Source organism: Hymenobacter mellowenesis, assembly GCF_030581005.1.
GTDB lineage: Bacteria > Bacteroidota > Bacteroidia > Cytophagales > Hymenobacteraceae > Hymenobacter > Hymenobacter mellowenesis.
In genome coordinates, this window is the sequence record NZ_JAUQSX010000016.1 from 67,111 (window position 1) to 84,553 (window position 17,443).

General features: G+C 61.5%; 14 protein-coding genes. 5 read left to right on the forward strand and 9 right to left on the reverse strand.

Annotated elements, in window-relative coordinates:
* Positions 1–51: 51 nt before the first annotated feature.
* From Q5H92_RS23500 to rsfS, 6 genes are all read right to left on the reverse strand, one after another.
* Entirely contained in the window at positions 52–1,218 is a 1,167-nt protein-coding gene (locus tag Q5H92_RS23500) for a zinc-dependent alcohol dehydrogenase (protein WP_305014016.1), read from the reverse strand.
* A 114-nt stretch (positions 1,219–1,332) separates the two neighbouring features.
* The gene (locus Q5H92_RS23505) at positions 1,333–2,226 is read right to left on the reverse strand and encodes a hypothetical protein (RefSeq protein ID WP_305014017.1); all 894 of its coding nucleotides are present in this window, start codon (positions 2,224–2,226) and stop codon (positions 1,333–1,335) included.
* 163 nt (positions 2,227–2,389) lie between these two features.
* Positions 2,390–3,175: a UDP-2,3-diacylglucosamine diphosphatase gene (locus tag Q5H92_RS23510; RefSeq protein WP_305014018.1), complete on the reverse strand. Its 786-nt coding sequence runs from the start codon at positions 3,173–3,175 to the stop codon at positions 2,390–2,392.
* A gap of 126 nt (positions 3,176–3,301) precedes the next feature.
* On the reverse strand, positions 3,302–3,949 hold the full coding sequence (locus tag Q5H92_RS23515) for a LutC/YkgG family protein (protein ID WP_305014019.1): 648 nt from the start codon (positions 3,947–3,949) through the stop codon (positions 3,302–3,304).
* Between the two features lie 74 nt (positions 3,950–4,023).
* On the reverse strand, positions 4,024–6,150 hold the full coding sequence (gene ftsH, locus Q5H92_RS23520; protein WP_305014020.1) for an ATP-dependent zinc metalloprotease FtsH: 2,127 nt from the start codon (positions 6,148–6,150) through the stop codon (positions 4,024–4,026).
* A 252-nt stretch (positions 6,151–6,402) separates the two neighbouring features.
* Positions 6,403–6,783 (reverse strand): ribosome silencing factor, encoded by a 381-nt coding sequence (gene rsfS / locus Q5H92_RS23525; RefSeq protein WP_305014021.1) that lies wholly within the window; start codon positions 6,781–6,783, stop codon positions 6,403–6,405.
* 67 nt (positions 6,784–6,850) lie between these two features.
* Between rsfS and Q5H92_RS23530 the strand changes: the two genes are divergently transcribed.
* The 5 genes from Q5H92_RS23530 to rlmB all read left to right on the forward strand — a co-directional run bounded on the left by Q5H92_RS23530 (position 6,851) and on the right by rlmB (position 14,271).
* On the forward strand, positions 6,851–7,609 hold the full coding sequence (locus Q5H92_RS23530; RefSeq protein ID WP_305014022.1) for a biotin--[acetyl-CoA-carboxylase] ligase: 759 nt from the start codon (positions 6,851–6,853) through the stop codon (positions 7,607–7,609).
* Positions 7,610–7,860: 251 nt separating this feature from the next.
* Positions 7,861–8,511, forward strand: a complete 651-nt coding sequence (locus Q5H92_RS23535; RefSeq protein ID WP_305014023.1) for a T9SS type A sorting domain-containing protein — start codon at positions 7,861–7,863, stop codon at positions 8,509–8,511.
* Between the two features lie 287 nt (positions 8,512–8,798).
* Positions 8,799–11,804, forward strand: coding sequence for a glycosyltransferase family 117 protein (locus tag Q5H92_RS23540; RefSeq protein ID WP_305014024.1), 3,006 nt, complete (start codon positions 8,799–8,801; stop codon positions 11,802–11,804).
* A 170-nt stretch (positions 11,805–11,974) separates the two neighbouring features.
* Positions 11,975–13,273 carry a GWxTD domain-containing protein gene (locus Q5H92_RS23545; protein ID WP_305014025.1) on the forward strand — a complete coding sequence of 433 codons (1,299 nt, stop codon included), beginning with the start codon at positions 11,975–11,977 and terminating at the stop codon, positions 13,271–13,273.
* Positions 13,210–14,271 (forward strand): 23S rRNA (guanosine(2251)-2'-O)-methyltransferase RlmB, encoded by a 1,062-nt coding sequence (rlmB, locus tag Q5H92_RS23550; protein WP_305014026.1) that lies wholly within the window; start codon positions 13,210–13,212, stop codon positions 14,269–14,271. Before Q5H92_RS23545 ends, rlmB begins: the two co-directional genes overlap by 64 nt.
* A gap of 123 nt (positions 14,272–14,394) precedes the next feature.
* Here the strand turns inward: rlmB and Q5H92_RS23555 are convergent, their stop codons facing one another.
* From Q5H92_RS23555 to Q5H92_RS23565, 3 genes are all read right to left on the reverse strand, one after another.
* Entirely contained in the window at positions 14,395–14,922 is a 528-nt protein-coding gene (locus Q5H92_RS23555; RefSeq protein ID WP_305014027.1) for a hypothetical protein, read from the reverse strand.
* A gap of 24 nt (positions 14,923–14,946) precedes the next feature.
* Positions 14,947–16,029: a mannose-1-phosphate guanylyltransferase gene (locus Q5H92_RS23560; RefSeq protein ID WP_305014028.1), complete on the reverse strand. Its 1,083-nt coding sequence runs from the start codon at positions 16,027–16,029 to the stop codon at positions 14,947–14,949.
* 195 nt (positions 16,030–16,224) lie between these two features.
* Positions 16,225–17,241 (reverse strand): KpsF/GutQ family sugar-phosphate isomerase, encoded by a 1,017-nt coding sequence (locus Q5H92_RS23565; RefSeq protein WP_305014029.1) that lies wholly within the window; start codon positions 17,239–17,241, stop codon positions 16,225–16,227.
* Positions 17,242–17,443 lie beyond the last annotated feature (202 nt).

Below are 17,443 nucleotides of genomic sequence, written 5' to 3' on the forward strand. Positions count from 1 at the left end.
CGACCAAACCGGCCGGGGCGTTTCTCTTGGCTTCAAAAGCAACTCAGCCGCTTACGAGCCGGGCTTGAGCACCACCTTGGTGCAGTTGTCCTTTTTGTGGCGGAAGATGTCGTAGCCGTGCGGCGCCTGCGAGAGCGGCAGACGGTGCGAGATGATGTCATCGAGCCGTACGTCGCCGTCCGATACGTGCTTCAGCAGCTTGTCGATGTGCTTGTGGGCCGGGGCCTGGCCGGCCTGCATAATGATGCCCTTATCGAAGAACTGGTGAATGGGGAAGTTGTCGAAGGGCGAGGAATACACGCCCAGCACCGACACGAAGCCGCCGCGGCGCACGGCGCTCATGCAGGCCAGCAGCACCTTATCGGAACCTTTTTCGAGGTTGATGACGGCTTTAGCGCGGTCGCCGAGGCTGCGGTCGGGCTCGAAGCCCACGGCTTCCACCACCACATCGGCGCCGTAGCCACGGGTTTTGCTACGGATTTCGTCCACCACCTGGTCGTGGCTTTCCCAGAGGATGCCTTCGGCACGGGCGGCTTTGGCGGCCAGGTCGAGGCGGTACTGCTGGGTATCGATAATCATGACGCGCGAGGCGCCGCGCAGCCAAGCCGATTTCGCGGCCATGATACCCACTGGACCGGCGCCAAAAATGGCCACCGTTTCGCCGCCCTTCACGTTGGCCCAGTCGATGCCGGAGTAGCCCGTCGGGAAGATATCGGTGAGGAAAAGCACCTGCTCGTCGGTCAGGTTATCCGGCACTTTGCGGGGACCGAAGTCGGCGTAGGGCACGCGGGCGTATTCGGCCTGGCCGCCGTCGTAGCCGCCATACAAATCCGTGTAGCCGAAGAGGGCGCCGCCTTTTTCGGTCATCAGGCCGCCCTCGGGGCCGTAGTGCTCGGGGTTGGAGTTTTCGCAGTGGCCGGGCAGCTCGTGGTTGCAAAACAGGCAATGGCCGCAGGCAATAGGAAAGGGCACCACTACCCGGTCGCCGCGCTTGAGGTTGGTCACGCCCTTGCCCACTTCCTCCACAATGCCCATGAACTCGTGGCCGAGCGTCATGGGGCGGGGCTGCGGAATGCTGCCGTTGTAAATGTGCAGGTCCGACCCGCAAATGGCCGTGCTGGTGACGCGGATAATGGCGTCGCGCGAGTCCTGAATCTCAGGGTCGTCGACGGTATCAACCCGGACGTCGCGGGCACCGTGAATGCGGAGAGCTTTCATATAAAAAAGAGGATTGGAAGTGGAAAGGAAGAACTGTACTTCCTAACGGCCCCTCCTCATGCAGGTTGCTACGGCTCAGCCGTCGCTGCCGCTAGCCTCAACCATTGGCCACCCCTACGGCATCTGATAGACTGCCACTCCCGCCGCCGTGAAAATATACGCGTACGTTTCGCCCACCAGCACTTGGCGTACCGCCGCCGGGTCGAGGCCGACGGGCAGGGCCACGCGGCGCTCGGTCAGGTTGTAGAGGTGGAAAAAGTGCAGCGCCCCGGCGTCGAGGTAATACAGCTCATCGCCCCGAAAGCCAATCATGCTCAGCCCGGTGAAGGGCAGTTTTTTCTTGTAGTTGCCCAGGTTGTCGAACACGTAGATGCCCGTGCTGCGGTCCACGAGGTAAATATTGTTCTGATACTGGCGCAGGAAACGGAAGTCGGGCCGGGAGCGGCCAATCAGCAAGTCAAGCGGGGTGTTCTGCACCATCCGCTGGGTATTGGGGTCGAAGGCGCGCAGCACGAGGTTGCTTTCATCAAGCAGCCAGATGCGGTTGTCGGGCGCCAGCGTGGCCGCCCGAATGGTGCCGTCCACAAAGTCCGCCAGCCGCACTTCGCTGATGAGCGAGAGGAACCTATCGAGCAGAATGAGCTGCTGCCGGTCATCGTTGAAGACCAGCGTGGTGGTCACATTCCAGGCTTCCACCTGGGCGGCGTGGCCCGGCTGCGTGGGCGCGTAGGTATTCAGGGGCAGGCCTTCGGGGCCGTACTGGCGCAGGTTGTTGTCGGCATCGGCCACATATAGCGCCCCACGCCGGTCCAGCGATGCCGCACCGGGGTTGCGGAGCTTGATGTCGCGGAGTAGCTTCCAGGGTGCGGCGGTGGGCGCGGCGCTGGCATCGGCCTGGGGCGCGGGCGCGGGGGTTATGGGGGCTACTACCTGCTGAGAAGCAGGCGCAGTAGAGGCGGCGGAAGGGACGGTGACTTGGGCGTGAGCTGGCGTTAGAACTAATGCCAAGACGGCGCACACGGCCAACCTCACCCCCTGCCCCCCTCTCCTGCGGAGAGGGGGCACTGGATTTGCTCCTGACGAAATAGTGGGAAGAATCGTCTTTACGAACCGGTGCCCCCTCTCCTCAGGAGAGGGGGTCAGGGGGTGAGGTGAACGGCTGGCGCCGTCCTCACTCCTGCTCAAAATGCCGCAAAGCCAGTTCCTTGCCATCATACACGCCATAGCTGCAATAATTGACCCATTCGCCCAGATTGACGTAGCGGCTGCCCGGCGCCACTTCCACATCGAGCGGCAGGTGGCGGTGACCAAACACGTAGTAGTCGTGGTGAGAACGGGCTTCGACCTCGCGGCAGTATTGGAGCAGCCATTCTTCGTCGCCAAAATACTTGGTGTCGTCTTTGCCGGCCTGCATGCGGCTGCGGCGACTCCATTTATTGGCCATGCCGATGCCGAAGTTGGGATGCAGCCGGGCAAACAGCCACTGCGCCAGTCCAGACGTGAACACCTGTTTCAGCGCCTTGTAGCTATAGTCCTTCGGCCCCAACCCATCACCGTGCCCGATGTGGAACAACTGGTTGCCGATGCGCTGCGAAATCTCCTGCCGCAGCACCGGAATGCCCATTTCTTGGGTGAAGTAGCCGAACATCCACATGTCATGGTTGCCGGTGAAGATGGTAATGGGCATGCCCGCGTCCGTCAGTTCCGCTAGCTTGCCCTGCAGCCGGATAAAGCCCCGCGGAATAGCGTGCTTGTACTCAAACCAGAAGTCGAACAAATCGCCCAACAGGTAGATGGCCGCCGCATCGGGCGCCACCTCATCCAACCAGCGCACAATGCGCCGCTCCCGCGCCAGCGAAGCCGCCGCATCGGGCGCGCCGAGGTGAAAATCGGAGGCGAAATAAACCTTTTTGCCGGGCGGCAGCGCCAAATCGGGCAGGGTAAGGGGTTGCTTCATTCGGTAAGCGTGATAATCAAAACGTCATGCAGAGCGCAGCGAAGCATCTTTACCGCGCAACGCAATTATTTACTATGGCGGTAAAGATGCTTCGCTGCGCTCTGCATGACGGCCGGGGCCTGTTCATTATTCCTCTTCTTCCAGCAAAAACAGCGCAATGCGGCGCGGCCCGTGCGCGCCCAGCACCAGCGTTTTCTCAATGTCGGCCGTGCGGCTGGGGCCGCTGGTGAGCGATACCATCGAAGGCATCTGCGCGCCGTAACGGGCCTGCATCAGCCGCAACGCGTCGCCGATTTCGGCCACCACCTGGCTGGGCCGGGCCAGCACCAAGTGCTGGTCGGGGTAAATACTGAGCCGTCGCCCGCTGGCTGTGGCGGCCGACACCAGCACGCTACCCGTGCGCGCCACCAGCGCCTCGCAGGACGTCAGCCCCAAATCAGCCTTCTCAATAAACTCCGTTTCATCGGCCCGAAATGCCACGCCGGCTTTATAGAGCAGCGCCTGCATCTCCGGCTCCCACACAAACGGCACGCCCACCTGCTGCCGCTTCTGGAATCCCGCCAACTGCGCCGCCAGGTGCGGCAGCGACTCGCAGTAGTAAAACTCGCCGCCTACGCGCTGGAAGCTCTCGGCAAATGCCACCACCAGGTCGGCATTGGCCAGCGGCGGGTGCACGGGGACAGTGAAATCGGGGCGCGGCGGCAGCAGCGCCGGGCCAGCCGCCAGCCCCTGACGGATGCGGGCGAGAACAGCGTCGCGGGAAGATTCGGACATGGGGCAAAAGTACCGGTAAAATAAAAAAGCCAGCCCCGCAAAAGGGCTGGCTCTTCAAAACACATTTTATCGAATTAACCAGCCACCGCGCTGCCGCTGGGCGACGCTGCTTCGTTGTTGCGGCCGTTGTCGTCCATGCCGGGCAGGTTCAGGTCGGGCAGGTCGCTGCCGAGCTTGCCGCCAGCAGCTTGTTCGCCTTTCACCTCGCTGGCAGTTTCGCTGCGGTCGGTGCCGGCCATGTGGGCCTGGTAGTTGGTCTGGGTGTCGAAGGGGCGTGGGCCCACAAGGCGGGTTAGGTCTTCCTGTTGCAGCACTTCTTTCTCCAACAGCTCCTTGGCAATTACTTCCAGCTCGTGGCGCCGCTCCGTGAGCAACTCCTTCGTGCGGGTGTACGCCTGCTCGATGATGCTGCGCACTTCCTCGTCAATCATCTGCGACGTGGCCTCCGAATAAGGCTTCGAGAAGCCGTACTCGTTCTGACCTTTTGAGTCGTAGAACGACACGTTGCCGAGCTTGGCGTTCATGCCATACATCGTCACGATGCTATAGGCCATCTTGGTGATGCGCTCCAAGTCACTCAGCGCGCCGGTCGATATTTTGCCAAACACCAGTTCCTCGGCGGCGCGGCCGCCCAGGGCCATGCACATCTCGTCAATCAGCTGCTCGGTGTTGTAGAGGAACTGCTCTTTCGGCAGGTACTGCGCGTAGCCCAGCGCCGCCACGCCGCGCGGCACGATGCTCACCTTCACCAACGGGTCGACGTGCTCCAGAAACCAGCCCGCGATGGCGTGGCCGGCTTCGTGGTAGGCCACGATGCGCTTCTCGCCAGGCGAAATGATTTTGTTCTTCTTCTCCAGGCCGCCAATCACACGGTCGATGGCGTCGGTGAAGTCTTGATCGGTGATGAATTTCTTGTCACGACGGGCCGCAATGAGTGCCGCCTCGTTGCAGACGTTGGCAATTTCAGCGCCGGCAAAGCCCGGCGTCTGAGCCGAGAGACGCTTGGCGTCCACGTCGGGGCCCAGCGTCAGGGGCTTCAAGTGCACCTGAAAAATCTCGGTACGGCCGTTGATGTCCGGCTTGTCGATGCTGATTTGACGGTCGAAGCGGCCGGGACGCAACAGGGCCGAATCCAAGGTATCGGGCCGGTTGGTGGCGGCCAGGATGATGACGCCCGAATCAGTACCGAAGCCGTCCATTTCCACCAGCAGCGAGTTCAGGGTGTTTTCGCGCTCGTCGTTGCCGCCGGGCACCGAGCCGCGCGAACGGCTGCGGCCCACGGCATCAATCTCGTCGATGAAGATGATGCAGGGCGCTTTGGCTTTGGCTTGCTTGAACAGGTCGCGCACCCGGGCCGCGCCCACACCCACGAACATCTCCACGAAGTCGGAGCCCGAGAGGGAGAAGAACGGCACATCAGCTTCGCCAGCTACGGCTTTGGCCAGCAGGGTTTTGCCGGTACCGGGAGGGCCAACCAGCAGCGCGCCTTTCGGAATCTTGCCGCCGAGGATGGTGAACTTGCTGGGGTTCTTGAGGAACTCCACAATCTCCTGCACTTCCTCCTTGGCTTCTTCGAGGCCGGCCACATCTTTAAAGGTAATTTTTACCTTGTCGCCGCCTTCAAACAGTGCCGCTTTGCTTTTGCCAATGTTGAAAATCTGGCCGCCGGGGCCGCCGGCGCTGCCCATGCGGCGCATCACGAACCAGAAGCCAACAATCATCAGCAGAATGAGGCCGTAGCTGCCGAGGTAATCGCCGGGGCTGTTGCGCTCCTCAATATTGAGCCCCAGGCGCTGGGCGCCGGGCACGTCTTTCTGCAGCTTGTCCAGGTCTTCCTTGAAGACCTTGGCGTCCACTATTGGAAAGTAGAACTGCGAGCCCGTGGTGGCCGTGCCGAAAGGCGTGCGGCGCGTGAGCTCCTGGCGATACTCCGTTTTTTGCAGAGCCTCGGGCTTGAGGCGCACCTCCACCACCTTCTGGTTGCTGATGATGGTGATTTCCTTCACGTCGCCAGCGGCGAGCATGGTTTCGAATTTCTGCTGGTCAATTTTGGCGGGTTCGTTCAGTCTGCCCATCACAAACACCCCGAACACGAACACCAGCAAGCCGGCCAGTACCCAAAGCTGCAAGCCCGGACGCGGGTTGGGCGCCGGGGTCAGGGGCTTCTTTTTCTTGCTGTTATTAGGATTTTTATCCGACATGAAAATAGCTAGTTAGAATCTGGTATAACTACGGGCCTAACACCGCCTCGAAAGCAAATGTTCGGTGATGCAGAAGACGCAGCGGCAGGGTTTTTATTTTGGACAGGCTGAAAAAAGAACGTCAAGCCAGAACGGTCATGCAGAGCGCAGCGAAGCATCTTTACCGCGCAATGCAATTATTTACCATCACAGTAGAGATGCTTCGGCTGCGCTCAGCATGACGTGCTTTTTTATTTGACAACCCAGCCTATATTACGCCGGCTCCGACTCGATGTAGCTGATGTCGGCGTCGCCCCACAGCTCTTCGAGCGCGTAGAAACGGCGGCGGTCGCGCAGGAACACGTGCACCACCACGTCCACATAGTCGAGCAGTACCCACTCGCGGTTGGTGCGGCCTTCGGTTTGCCAGGGGCTTTCGCCGGTTACTTTTTCAATTTCTTCTTCCACCGAGCGGGCTACGGCTTCGAGTTGGGTATCGGAGTTGGCCGAGCAGATGATGAAATAATCTGCCACGGCGTTTTTTAATTCCTTCAGATTCAGCACCACGATGTCGGACGCCTTCTTGTCCTGCATGCCGCGAACGACTAAATCTGCCAATGTGTCTGAATCCTGACGGACCAACGTGCTTTTCATATTGTGGTGTTAGGTGTGAGCTTTACAGCCGAAAGTCTACGAAGTTAACGAAACGAGAAAGAAGGCCGTGGTTGTCACCCCTCAAACCCTGTTCACGGGCCAGCAGCTTATCTGGTTGCCGGCCTGCCCCTCCACCAATTCGGAGGCGCAGGCGTTGATTGTCCAAAACCGGGCCAGTGAGGGCTGCACCGTCATTACGGACTTTCAGTCGGCCGGCCGGGGCCAGCGTGGCAACCAGTGGGAAGGCGCCCCCGCCGAAAACCTCATGCTCTCGGTGGTGTGGCAGCCCACTTTTCTGGCCGCCGCCCAGCAGTTTCGGCTCAGCCAGGCTGTGGCCCTGGGCGTGCACGACTGGGCCGCTAAGTTGCTCGGACCCGACCCCAAGCTGCGCCTGAAATGGCCCAACGACCTCTACTACGGCGACCAGAAAGTGGGTGGCATCCTGATTGAAAACACCCTGAGCGGCCCAAAGATTCAATACAGCATCATTGGTATTGGCCTGAATATCAATCAACAGGAATTTGCTGTGCGCACGGCCACGTCGCTGGCTAAGCTCACGGGGCGGGTGTACAACCGCGCCATCGTGGCCGCCCGCCTGCTCGAATTCCTGGAGCGGCGCTATCTGCAACTCCGAGCCGGGCAGACCGACCAGTTGCGGCAGGATTATCTGCGGGTGCTCTACCGCTACCAGGAAACCCATTTTTTTGAAGTGAACGGGCAAACCGTGCTTGGCCAGATTGTGGGCGTGGAGGAAGACGGCCGGCTGGCGGTGGCCATTGGCAGCGAACTGCGGCGGTTCGGTTTGCAAGAAATCCGGCACGTGTAGCAACCCTGCCGGTCGTTTTGACATCTGTCAGGTATATTCAAATTTATTGATAAAATAATTTTGAGTAGAGGCAACCGGACTGCCTTTTTTGCCGAGTTGTTTCCGACGCCAAACAACTTTTGGCTATTTCGACAGTCCATCAAACCGAAACGGCTGGCCCGGCGTTGGTTACTCAACCCGGCACGGTGCTTGTATTTCCGTTTTAGACCCGTAACTTCCCCGTCACCTTACGCATTTTCTGCTTTTCTCTGATGAAACTCTTTACTCGTATTTTAGCTGTGGCCGCCATTCTGGCCATGCCTCTGGCGCCAGTGCTGGCCGCTAACATCACCATTGTGGTGGGCGACAACTTTTACCACGGCCCCGGCAACACCTCGAACGACGCCGACATTCGCACCATCAACGTGGGCGACGTGGTGACGTTCACCTACGCGGGCCAGTCTAGCCACCCCACCATGTCGGACAACGGGGCCTGGGCCACCTTCCAGATGAACGCCAGCAGCCGCTCGGTTACGCTGCCCGCCTTCAACACCGTGGGTGTGTACCCTTACCATTGCACTGCCCATGGCGCCCCCGGCGCGGGCCAGTACGGCGTGCTGACGGTGCGAGCCGTCACCACCGCCACCCTCGACCCCGTCGCGGCCGGTGTGACGCTCAGCGTGTACCCCAACCCCAGCCGCGGCCAGGTGACGGTGAAGCTCGACCAGAAGCCCGGTACCGACTACAAGCTACGCCTGAGCAACATCATCGGCCAGGAAATCCGCACCGTAGCCCTCAAGCCTGATTTGACCGCCGCCGGCTTGCCCCTCGACCTGAGCGACCTGCACGCCGGCATGTACGTCTACAGCCTGCTGGTTGATGGCAAGGTGGTGAGCACGAAGCGACTCGTCTTGCAGAATTGAGCTTTCTTTGCCTGAATCAAGAATCAAAAAGCAGCCAATGGCTGCTTTTTGTGTTTCTGATCTGAATCGGTTCCCGGGTTCGTGCAATGTGCAACCCTGCGTTGCCTACTTTTGCCCTTTAGGAGAGTAGTGAGAAATAAGTATTGAGTCATGAGTAAAGCAAACGTCTTGCTTTGCTTCCTGCTGCATACCTATCTCATTACTCACTACTTGCTACTCCATACTAACTTCTTTTTCCGGCCCCGCACCCCTGTCGGCGGCCGGTGTTGCGTGCCTCATTCGATTGTATGCGTTCTTTTAAAAGCCTGAATAACCTCGTGGGCTGGCTGGTTTTTGCCATTGCCGCCATCACCTACCTGCTCACCCTGGAGCCCACGGCCTCGTTCTGGGACTGCGGCGAGTTCATTGCCTGCTCCTACAAGCTGCTGGTGCCGCACCCGCCCGGGGCGCCCACCTTCCTGCTGCTGGGGCGCTTGTTCTCGCTCTTTTCGTTTGGCGATGTGACGAAGGTGGCTGTGCTCATCAACGCCCTGTCGGGCCTAAGCAGCGCCTTTACCGTCCTGTTTCTATTCTGGATTATCACCCGCATGGCCCGCAAGCTGGTGCTGCGCGAGGCCGTGGGCAACAGCAACCTGGCGGCCGAAAGTATTGAGCCCAGCCAGGGCCAAACCTTCCTCATTCTGAGCGCGGGCGTGGTGGGCGCGCTGGCCTTTGCCTTCTCCGACTCGTTCTGGTTCAACGCCGTGGAGGGCGAGGTGTACGCTATGTCGGCCCTTTGCACGGCGGCCGTGGTGTGGCTGATGCTGAAGTGGGAGGGCCACGCCGACGAGCCCGATTCTGATAAGTGGATTGTGCTCATTGCTTACGTCATCGGCCTGAGCATCGGGGTGCACTTGTTGAACCTGCTGACGCTGCCAGCGCTGGGCTTCATTTACTACTACCGCCGCACGGCCAACCCCTCGTTCACGGGCGGCATTATGGTGATGGTGGTGAGCATGATTATCGTGGGGTCTATTCTGGTAGGCATCATTCCGGGCCTGCCCACGCTGGCGGGCAGCTTCGAGGTGTTCTTCGTGAACAGCATCGGCCTGCCGTTCAACTCGGGCCTGTTCATCTTCCTTATTGTGTTTATCGGGCTGATTTGGTTTGGCTTCCGCCTCTCCTATCAGCGCCGCAGCCAGCTGCTGAACACGGCCATGCTCTGCTTCGTGTTCATTCTGATTGGCTACTCGTCGTATCTGATTGTGCCCATCCGCAGCTCGTTTCAGCCCACCATCAACGAAAACGACCCCGAGGATGTGCTGAGCTTCGTGAGCTACCTCAAGCGGGAGCAGTACGGCTCGCGGCCGCTGCTCTACGGCCCGCAGTTCAACGCCCAGCCCAACGGGCAGGAGCCCGGCGCGCCCCGCTACGCCCGCGATGTCAAGACTGGCAAGTACAAGGAGCTGCCCCCGCAGCCCGACTACACCTACGCCGACGAGGACAAGATGCTCATCCCGCGCATCTACAGCTACGAACCCGACCAGATTGCCAACTACAAAAAGTGGGTGGACATTCAGGATGGCGTGAAGCCGACCATGGGCCAGAACCTGGGTTTCTTGTTCCGCTACCAGATGGGTCACATGTTCTGGCGTTACTTCATGTGGAACTTCGTAGGCCGCGAATCCGACATTCAGCAGGCCGGCGTCGTGACGCCCTTTAGCTCCAGCGCGGGGCTGCCCGCCCGCATCGGCGAGAGCCCGGCGCACAACAACTTCCTGGCTTTGCCGCTCATTCTGGGCCTTATCGGCCTGTTTTTCCAGAGCCGCCGCGACAGCAAAGACGCCTGGGTGACGGGCCTGCTCTTTATCATGACGGGTCTGGCCATCGTGTTCTACCTCAACCAGCCGCCGCGCGAGCCACGTGAGCGCGACTACACCTTCACCGGCGCCACGTTTGCCTTCTCCATCTGGATAGGCTTGGGGGTACTGGGGCTGGCCGAGCTGTTTGGCAAAGCGGTGAAAAACGACGGGCTGCGCGCTGGCCTGGCCCTGGTGGTGGGCCTGCTCATCCCGGGCATTATGGTGGCCCAGGGTTGGGACGACCACGACCGCTCCGACCGCTACAACTCGGTGGATTCGGCCAAAAACCTGCTCAACTCCTGCGCCCCGAACGCCATCCTGTTCACCAACGGCGACAACGACACCTTCCCGCTCTGGTACGCCCAGGAGGTGGAAGGCGTACGTACCGACGTGCGCGTGGCCGTGCTCAGCTACCTGAACACCGACTGGTACATTGCCCAGATGAAGCGCCGCGCCTACAAGTCGCAGCCCTTCCCCATCAGCATGGGTCCCGAGGCCTACGCCCAAGGCACCAACGACATGCTGCCCTTCGCCGCCAACCCCGCCGTGCCCAGCGTGAACCTGAAGGAATTCCTGCAGCTCATCAACTCCAACAACCCGCTGCTGCAAGTGCAGTACCAGGAAGGCGGCCCGAGCATGAACTCTTTCCCGACGCCCAACTTCTTCCTGCCCATTGACACGGTGGCAGTGAAAAAGCTCGGTATCATCCCCAAAGACCGCGAAAACCAGCTGGTGGGCCGTATGGAATGGAGCATGGGCAAGCGCGCCATTGAGAAGAAAAACCTGGTGATTCTCGACATGATTGCCACCAACAACTGGCAGCGCCCCATCTACTTCAGCAGCACCGTGGCCCCGCAGGACTACATGAACCTGCAGCCTTACTTCCAGCTCGAAGGCATGGCTTACCGCCTGCTGCCCCTCAAAGACCCGAACTACGACCCCCGCTCCGGCGAGGAGGGCTACGTGGAGAAAGACCTCACTTACCAGCGTCTGCTGAAGGACTTCAGCTACCGCGGCCTGACCGACGCCAGCATTTTCTACGACGAAAACAACCTGCGCTTCCCGGCCAACTACCGCGACAAATTCGCCCGCCTGGCCAACGCCTACCTGGCCGCCGGCAACACCGCCAAAGCCAAGGAGGTGGCCGACAAGTGCCTGGCGCTGATGCCCGATGCGGCCATTCCCTACGACTACTACTCGCCGCAGCTGGTGCCCGCCCTGGTGGCCGGCGGCGAGAAAGCCAAAGCCAACCAGATTTTGGACACTATGACAGCCCGCTCGACGCAGATGCTGGCCTACTACACCAGCAAGCCCGACGCCAGCCTGTTTGAAGACGACATGCGCGGCTACCTGCTGGGCCTGCAAAGCGTGTACCGCGCCGCCGAAATGAGCGGCGACAGCGCCCGCGGCCAGAAGGCTTATGGGCTGATGAGCCAGTACTACCCGCGGTAGCGGTAAGTTGGCAACTGAGTAAATGAGTAAAGGCCGGTCCGCGCAGTGCGGGCCGGCCTTTTCATTGAATATCGTTTTTCTGGTTCAACTGAAACAATGGCCACTTCCGGGCGTTTGCCAGGAAAAACCGCTACTTTGAGGTACTTCCGTTACCCGCGCCCCGCATCATCATGGCTTTAAAACGCATTTCCGGCCTAGGTGCCATCGGCCTCGGGCTCTGGGCCACGCTGGCGGCCGGGGTGGCCCATCATCCCCTGGCCCCGCGCCCCGACTACGCCGGCCTCTACCGCGACGTGCAGCACCTCGACGTGGACACCCGCCGCGAGGGCGACAGCCTGCGCTTCTACCTGCGCCTGCCCGCCCCCGCCCGCCTGGGCCCCGGCCACCCGCTGCGCCTCACCGCCTGGCCCAGCTACGAGGCCCGCCAGCCCCTGTGGCAGGACAGCGTGCCCCGCCGCCAGCAGCGCCCCATCCCCTTCCCCGACGGGGTGCGCCTGAGCTTCTGCGTAGCCGCGAGCCGGCTGCCAGCCGGCACCGTGCTGCAGCTCAGCACCGCCCCGCCCGATGCCAAGGAAGACTACCAGGAAGCCACCACCACGGCCTGGCTGCGCCTGACGGAGGCCATGCTGGCCCGCCCCTTCGTGCTCGTGGATTCGGTGGGCCAGCCCCTGCTGCGGCGCTACGTGCAGGCCGGCGAGCCCTTCGGCGTCGACTGCTTCGGCCTCTATCAGCCCGTGCGCTGGAAGCGCTACGCCGTGAGCCCCGCCCCCGCCCTGCCCCCCATGACCAACCCGGCCGCCATGCCCGCCGGCCCGCGCACCCTAGCCGTGCTCGACTCGGCCAGCACCCGGCCCGGGCAGCCCCTGCGCTTTGAGGAGCCCGGCCTGTATGCCCTGCGCGTAGGCGGGGCCGGCGGCGTGGTGCCCCGCACCCTGGCTGTGACGGTGGCCGCCAACCAGTACCCCGACCTCACCACCGCGGCCGAGCTGATTGAGCCGCTGCGCTACCTCACCACCAGCCAGGAGCGCCAGAAGCTCACCGACGCGCCCAACCCCAAGCGCGCCGTCGATAAATTCTGGCTCGACATCGCCAAGGGCAACCAGAAGCTGGCAAAGGAATTGATTCGGCGCTACTATGGCCGCGTGATAGCGGCCAACGAGCTTTTTGCTGCCCACAAGGCCGGCTGGCTTACAGATAGGGGCCTGCTCTACGTGGTGCTGGGGCCGCCGCCCAGCGTCCGGCGCCTGTTCGATGGCGAGGAGCGGTGGTATTATCCCGACGGCAACCTCGACGGCGGACCCGTCACCTACAGCTTCCGGCCCCGGCCGAGTACCTTTGCCCCTGATTACTACGAATTGGTGCGCCGACCTGAGTACGAACTGCCCTGGTATGCCGCCGTTGAAAAATGGAGAACCCCACCGACCGCCCTGACCGGCCCGAACGCCCCCAACGCCCTGCCCGCCCGGTAGCCGGCCGCCGCTTCTACGATGGTGCCAACCGGCCCGTCACCCCCAAGCAGTTCCGCCCCGACCGCGGCGGCAGCGAGTTTGACGACCGCCCCGCCCGCCCCCGCGGCCGCGGCGGCTCCGACAACCAGGGCGACGCCTCCGAAAACCGCTCCGAGCGCGGCGACAGCCGCCCCCCCTACCGCGAGCGCGGCGAAGGCGGCCCGCGTAGCGGCTCCGACCGCCCGCGCTACGAAAACCGCCCGGCCCAGGCGTCCAGCATCGACATGCTGTTTGGCCTGCGCCCCATTCTGGAAGCGCTGAGCGCGGGCCGCACGCTGGAAAAGATTTTCCTGCTACGCGGCACCAAAAACAGCCTCGTCACGGACATCTCCACCGCCGCTCGTGAGGCCGGCATTCAGGTACAGTTGGTGCCCGTGGAGAAGCTCGACAACCTGACCCGCAAAAACCACCAGGGCGCCGTGGCCTTTGTGTCGCCCATCGATTACGCCCCGCTCGACAACATCGTGTCCGGCTTGTTTGAGGAAGGCAAAGTGCCCTTCCTGCTGCTGCTCGACCGCATCACCGACGTGCGCAACTTCGGCGCCATTGCCCGCACGGCCGAATGTTTGGGCGTGCAGGCCATCGTGGTGCCCAGCCGCGGCGCCGCCCAAATCAACGGCGACGCCCTCAAAACGTCGGCCGGCGCGCTCAACATCCTGCCGGTGTGCCGCGAGGTGAGCCTGCACGAAACCATCCGCTTCCTCCAGCAGTCGGGCATCACGGTAGTGGCCTGTACCGAGAAAGCCGAGGACGCCGTGGGTTCCGCCGAAATTGATTTCACCGGTCCCGTAGCCGTGCTCATGGGCTCGGAAGAAGACGGCATCTCGCCCGACCTGCTGAATCTGGCCGACGTGAAGCTGAAAGTGCCCATGACCGGCCAGATTCAAAGCCTGAACGTGGGCGTGGCAGCTGGCATCATGCTGTTTGAGGTGGCCCGGCAGCGGGTGGCGCAGGCGTAAGGGGCCGCCTGTTATTGCGAGCATTCCGCGCATCAAGCGGCGACGAAGCAATTCGTCCTGTCAACACCACAAACGCCCTTTTATTAGAAAGCCCTGGCACTGCGCAGTGCCGGGGCTTTTTCTTTATTCAGAGCCTTCCGCCATGCCCTTCTCTAGCTTCACTTTGTGGTCGTTACGCACAACATCCAGTTCGCCCACCGCCGTATCCGAATTGCCCACGACACTAACTTCTTTGCCTTTCACGGTCACCCAGATGCTTACTGCCCGGGGGTAAATTTCCTCGTGTTGCTTGTCGTATTGGGCCGAGGTATGGTCGGAAATCGTGTATTGTACGCCTTGGTTTTGAAATTTTAGCTCGGCGATTCCGAGGTAAGGATTTCCCCGCTGGTAAGACCAGTACGTGAACTTCTGCCAGCTGCTGGCGTCCAGCTTGGCGGGGTATTGCAGCTCCACGTTGGCCGCCGTGCCGAAACGGTACACCAAGTAGGCGCCTTTAGGCCCCCGGCAGAGGGCAGCCGTCTTGCCCGTTTTGGTTGCGAAGGAAAAAATAACCGTTTCCCCGGCCCAACTCAGATTAGCTGGTTTGGGCGGGGCGCTGGCAGTTAGCAGCAAGCTGCTGCCGAGCAAGCAAAAGGTGGAACTGGGTTTCACCGTTACAGTGGGCTTTGCAGCGGGTTAGTTGTAGCCGCTGCCCTTCTTGGCTTTCACGTCGGCCACAAACTCCTTCACGCGCTGTTCCTCGCTGCGCTTGCAGATGAGCAGCACGTTGTCGTACTCGGCCACAATGTAGTCTTCCAAGCCCTGCACCACCACTAGGCGCTCCGAGGGCGTTTTAATGACGCAGCCGGTGGTGTCGTAAAGCAGCACGTCGCCGCTCACCATGTTGCCGTGGGCATCGTGCTCGCCGATGCGGTGCAGCGAATCCCAGGTGCCCACGTCGCTCCAGCCGAAATCGGCGGGCAGCACGTACACGTTATCGGCCTTTTCCATCACCCCGTAGTCGATGCTGATGTTGCGGCAGCGCGAGTAGGCCTCGCCGATGAAATCTTCTTCGGCCGGGGTGCCTAACACCGCTGCGCCTTCATCAAATACCTCGGCGATGTCGCTCAGGTATTGGTGGAAAGCGTTGATGATGACATCGGCCCGCCATACGAACAGGCCCGAATTCCAGAGGAAGTCGCCGCTGTCCACAAACATCTTCGCAATCTCCAGATTAGGCTTTTCGGTGAAGGTCTTCACCTTGTGCAGCTCGCCGCCGGGCAGGCTCTGCTCGTCCATGTACTGGATGTAGCCGTAGCCGGTATCGGGCCGTGAAGGCTGAATGCCGAGCGTGATGAGCACGTCGCTGGCCCGGGCCGCGGCGATGGCCTTGCTGATGAGGCGACGGAACTCGTCCTCACGCAGCACGGCGTGGTCGGCCGGCGTCACGATGATGGTAGCCTGCGGGTCACGCTGCGTGATGCGGTAGCTGGCGTAGGCGATGCAGGGGGCCGTGTTGCGGCCAATGGGTTCGCCCAAAATCTGGTCGGCGGGCAGGTCGGGCAGGTGCTCCTGCACAAGTTGGGTGTAGTCGCGGTTGGTCACGACGAAGACGTTTTCGCGGGGGCACACGCCGGCAAACCGGTCGACGGTAAGCTGAAGCATGGAGCGCCCAACGCCCAGAACGTCATGAAACTGCTTGGGGTGGTGGGTGCGGCTGAAAGGCCAGAAGCGGCTGCCGATGCCGCCAGCCATTACGACGAGATAGGTGGAATTCATTGCCGCAAAGGTAAGGCCGAAGCCGGACGTGCGACGACAGAGTTATTTGGACAAGCAGTGAGCGAAAGGAACCTCATGCAGAGCGCAGCGAAGCAGCTCGCGTGCCACCACTAATTCTATCGAATGAAGTCGGTGGTGGCACGCGAGCTGCTTCGCTGCGCTCTGCATAAAGGGCTGTTAGCCGGTAGGCACCAGCTACACCAGCCCCTCGCGCAGCAAATCGTGCAGGTGAATGAAGCCGGCAAACGCCCCGTCTTCCGTCACCACCAGTTGGGTGATGTTGCGCTGTTGCATGCGGGCCAGGGCTTCGGCAGCAAAATCTTCGATATCAATCGTGGCGGGGCGGGGCGTGAGAATGTCGCGGGCGCGCAGCTTTTCTAGGTCCGAAAAGCTGCCCAGCATGCGGCGCAGGTCGCCGTCAGTGATGATGCCGGCCAGCGCGCCATCGGCCGCCAGCACGGCGGTGGCGCCCAGGCGTTTGCCCGATATTTCGAGCAATACCTCCTTTAGCGGCGCATCTTCCAGCACTTGCGGGCGCTGGTTCTGGCGGCTGAGGTCGCCCACTTTCAGGTAGAGGCGCTTGCCGAGGGTGCCGCCGGGGTGCAGGCGGGCAAAGTCGGCGGCGGTGAACTGCCGGCTTTCGAGCAGGCACACGGCCAGGGCATCGCCCAGGGCCAGAGCGGCGGTGGTGCTGGTGGTAGGCGCCAGGTTGTTGGGGCAGGCCTCCTTGGCCACGGGGGCGTGCAGAATGAAGGTGGCCTGCTGGCCCAGGTAGGAGTCAGCGCGGCTCACCAACGCGGCCAGGGGCACGCCTTTTCGGCGCAGCAGCGGCACCAGCACCTTGATTTCGGGCGTGTCGCCGCTCTTGCTGATGGCGATGACGAAGTCTTCGGGCTGAATCATGCCCAGGTCGCCGTGAATGGCATCGGCGGCGTGCATGAACAGGGCCGGCGTGCCGGTGCTATTGAGCGTGGCCACCATCTTGCCCGCTACGTGGGCGCTTTTGCCAATGCCCGTGACCACCACGCGGCCCTTCAATTGCAGAATGGCCTGCACGCAGCGCTCGAAATCGGGCGTGGCGGCAATGGCATCGGCCACGTCGTGCAATGCAGCGGCTTCCTCGTGCAGCACGTGGCGCGCAATTCGCAGCACATCAACCGAAGCAGAAGTGGCGGCAGTAACAGAATGGGCGGATTCGGAAGGCACAGACATAAGCGGAGCGGGAAATGACCCGGCAAAATTCGGGGATAGAAACTTAGCCACGAGCGAGGATGCCAAGCCAAAGCTTCAGACAGGTAATTCCGTTGGCTGAACAATCGTTTTTCAAGCAACAAATGCTTGATATTCCACAGCTGGTTTAAAAACGGCTGTCCGTCTGCCATTTGCTTTTTACTGAGCGAACTATTGCGTATTC

Bases quoted from the DNA above. Each gene is read 5' to 3' on its own strand.
- Q5H92_RS23515 (WP_305014019.1), bottom strand. From the start codon at position 3,949: ATGTCCGAATCTTCCCGCGACGCTGTTCTCGCCCGCATCCGTCAGGGG.
- Q5H92_RS23560 (WP_305014028.1), bottom strand. From the start codon at position 16,029: ATGAATTCCACCTATCTCGTCGTAATGGCTGGCGGCATCGGCAGCCGC.
- Q5H92_RS23535 (WP_305014023.1), top strand. From the start codon at position 7,861: ATGAAACTCTTTACTCGTATTTTAGCTGTGGCCGCCATTCTGGCCATG.
- rlmB (WP_305014026.1), top strand. From the start codon at position 13,210: ATGGAGAACCCCACCGACCGCCCTGACCGGCCCGAACGCCCCCAACGC.
- Q5H92_RS23500 (WP_305014016.1), bottom strand. From the start codon at position 1,218: ATGAAAGCTCTCCGCATTCACGGTGCCCGCGACGTCCGGGTTGATACC.
- Q5H92_RS23565 (WP_305014029.1), bottom strand. From the start codon at position 17,241: ATGTCTGTGCCTTCCGAATCCGCCCATTCTGTTACTGCCGCCACTTCT.
- Q5H92_RS23540 (WP_305014024.1), top strand. From the start codon at position 8,799: ATGCGTTCTTTTAAAAGCCTGAATAACCTCGTGGGCTGGCTGGTTTTT.
- Q5H92_RS23545 (WP_305014025.1), top strand. From the start codon at position 11,975: ATGGCTTTAAAACGCATTTCCGGCCTAGGTGCCATCGGCCTCGGGCTC.
- Q5H92_RS23510 (WP_305014018.1), bottom strand. From the start codon at position 3,175: ATGAAGCAACCCCTTACCCTGCCCGATTTGGCGCTGCCGCCCGGCAAA.
- rsfS (WP_305014021.1), bottom strand. From the start codon at position 6,783: ATGAAAAGCACGTTGGTCCGTCAGGATTCAGACACATTGGCAGATTTA.
- ftsH (WP_305014020.1), bottom strand. From the start codon at position 6,150: ATGTCGGATAAAAATCCTAATAACAGCAAGAAAAAGAAGCCCCTGACC.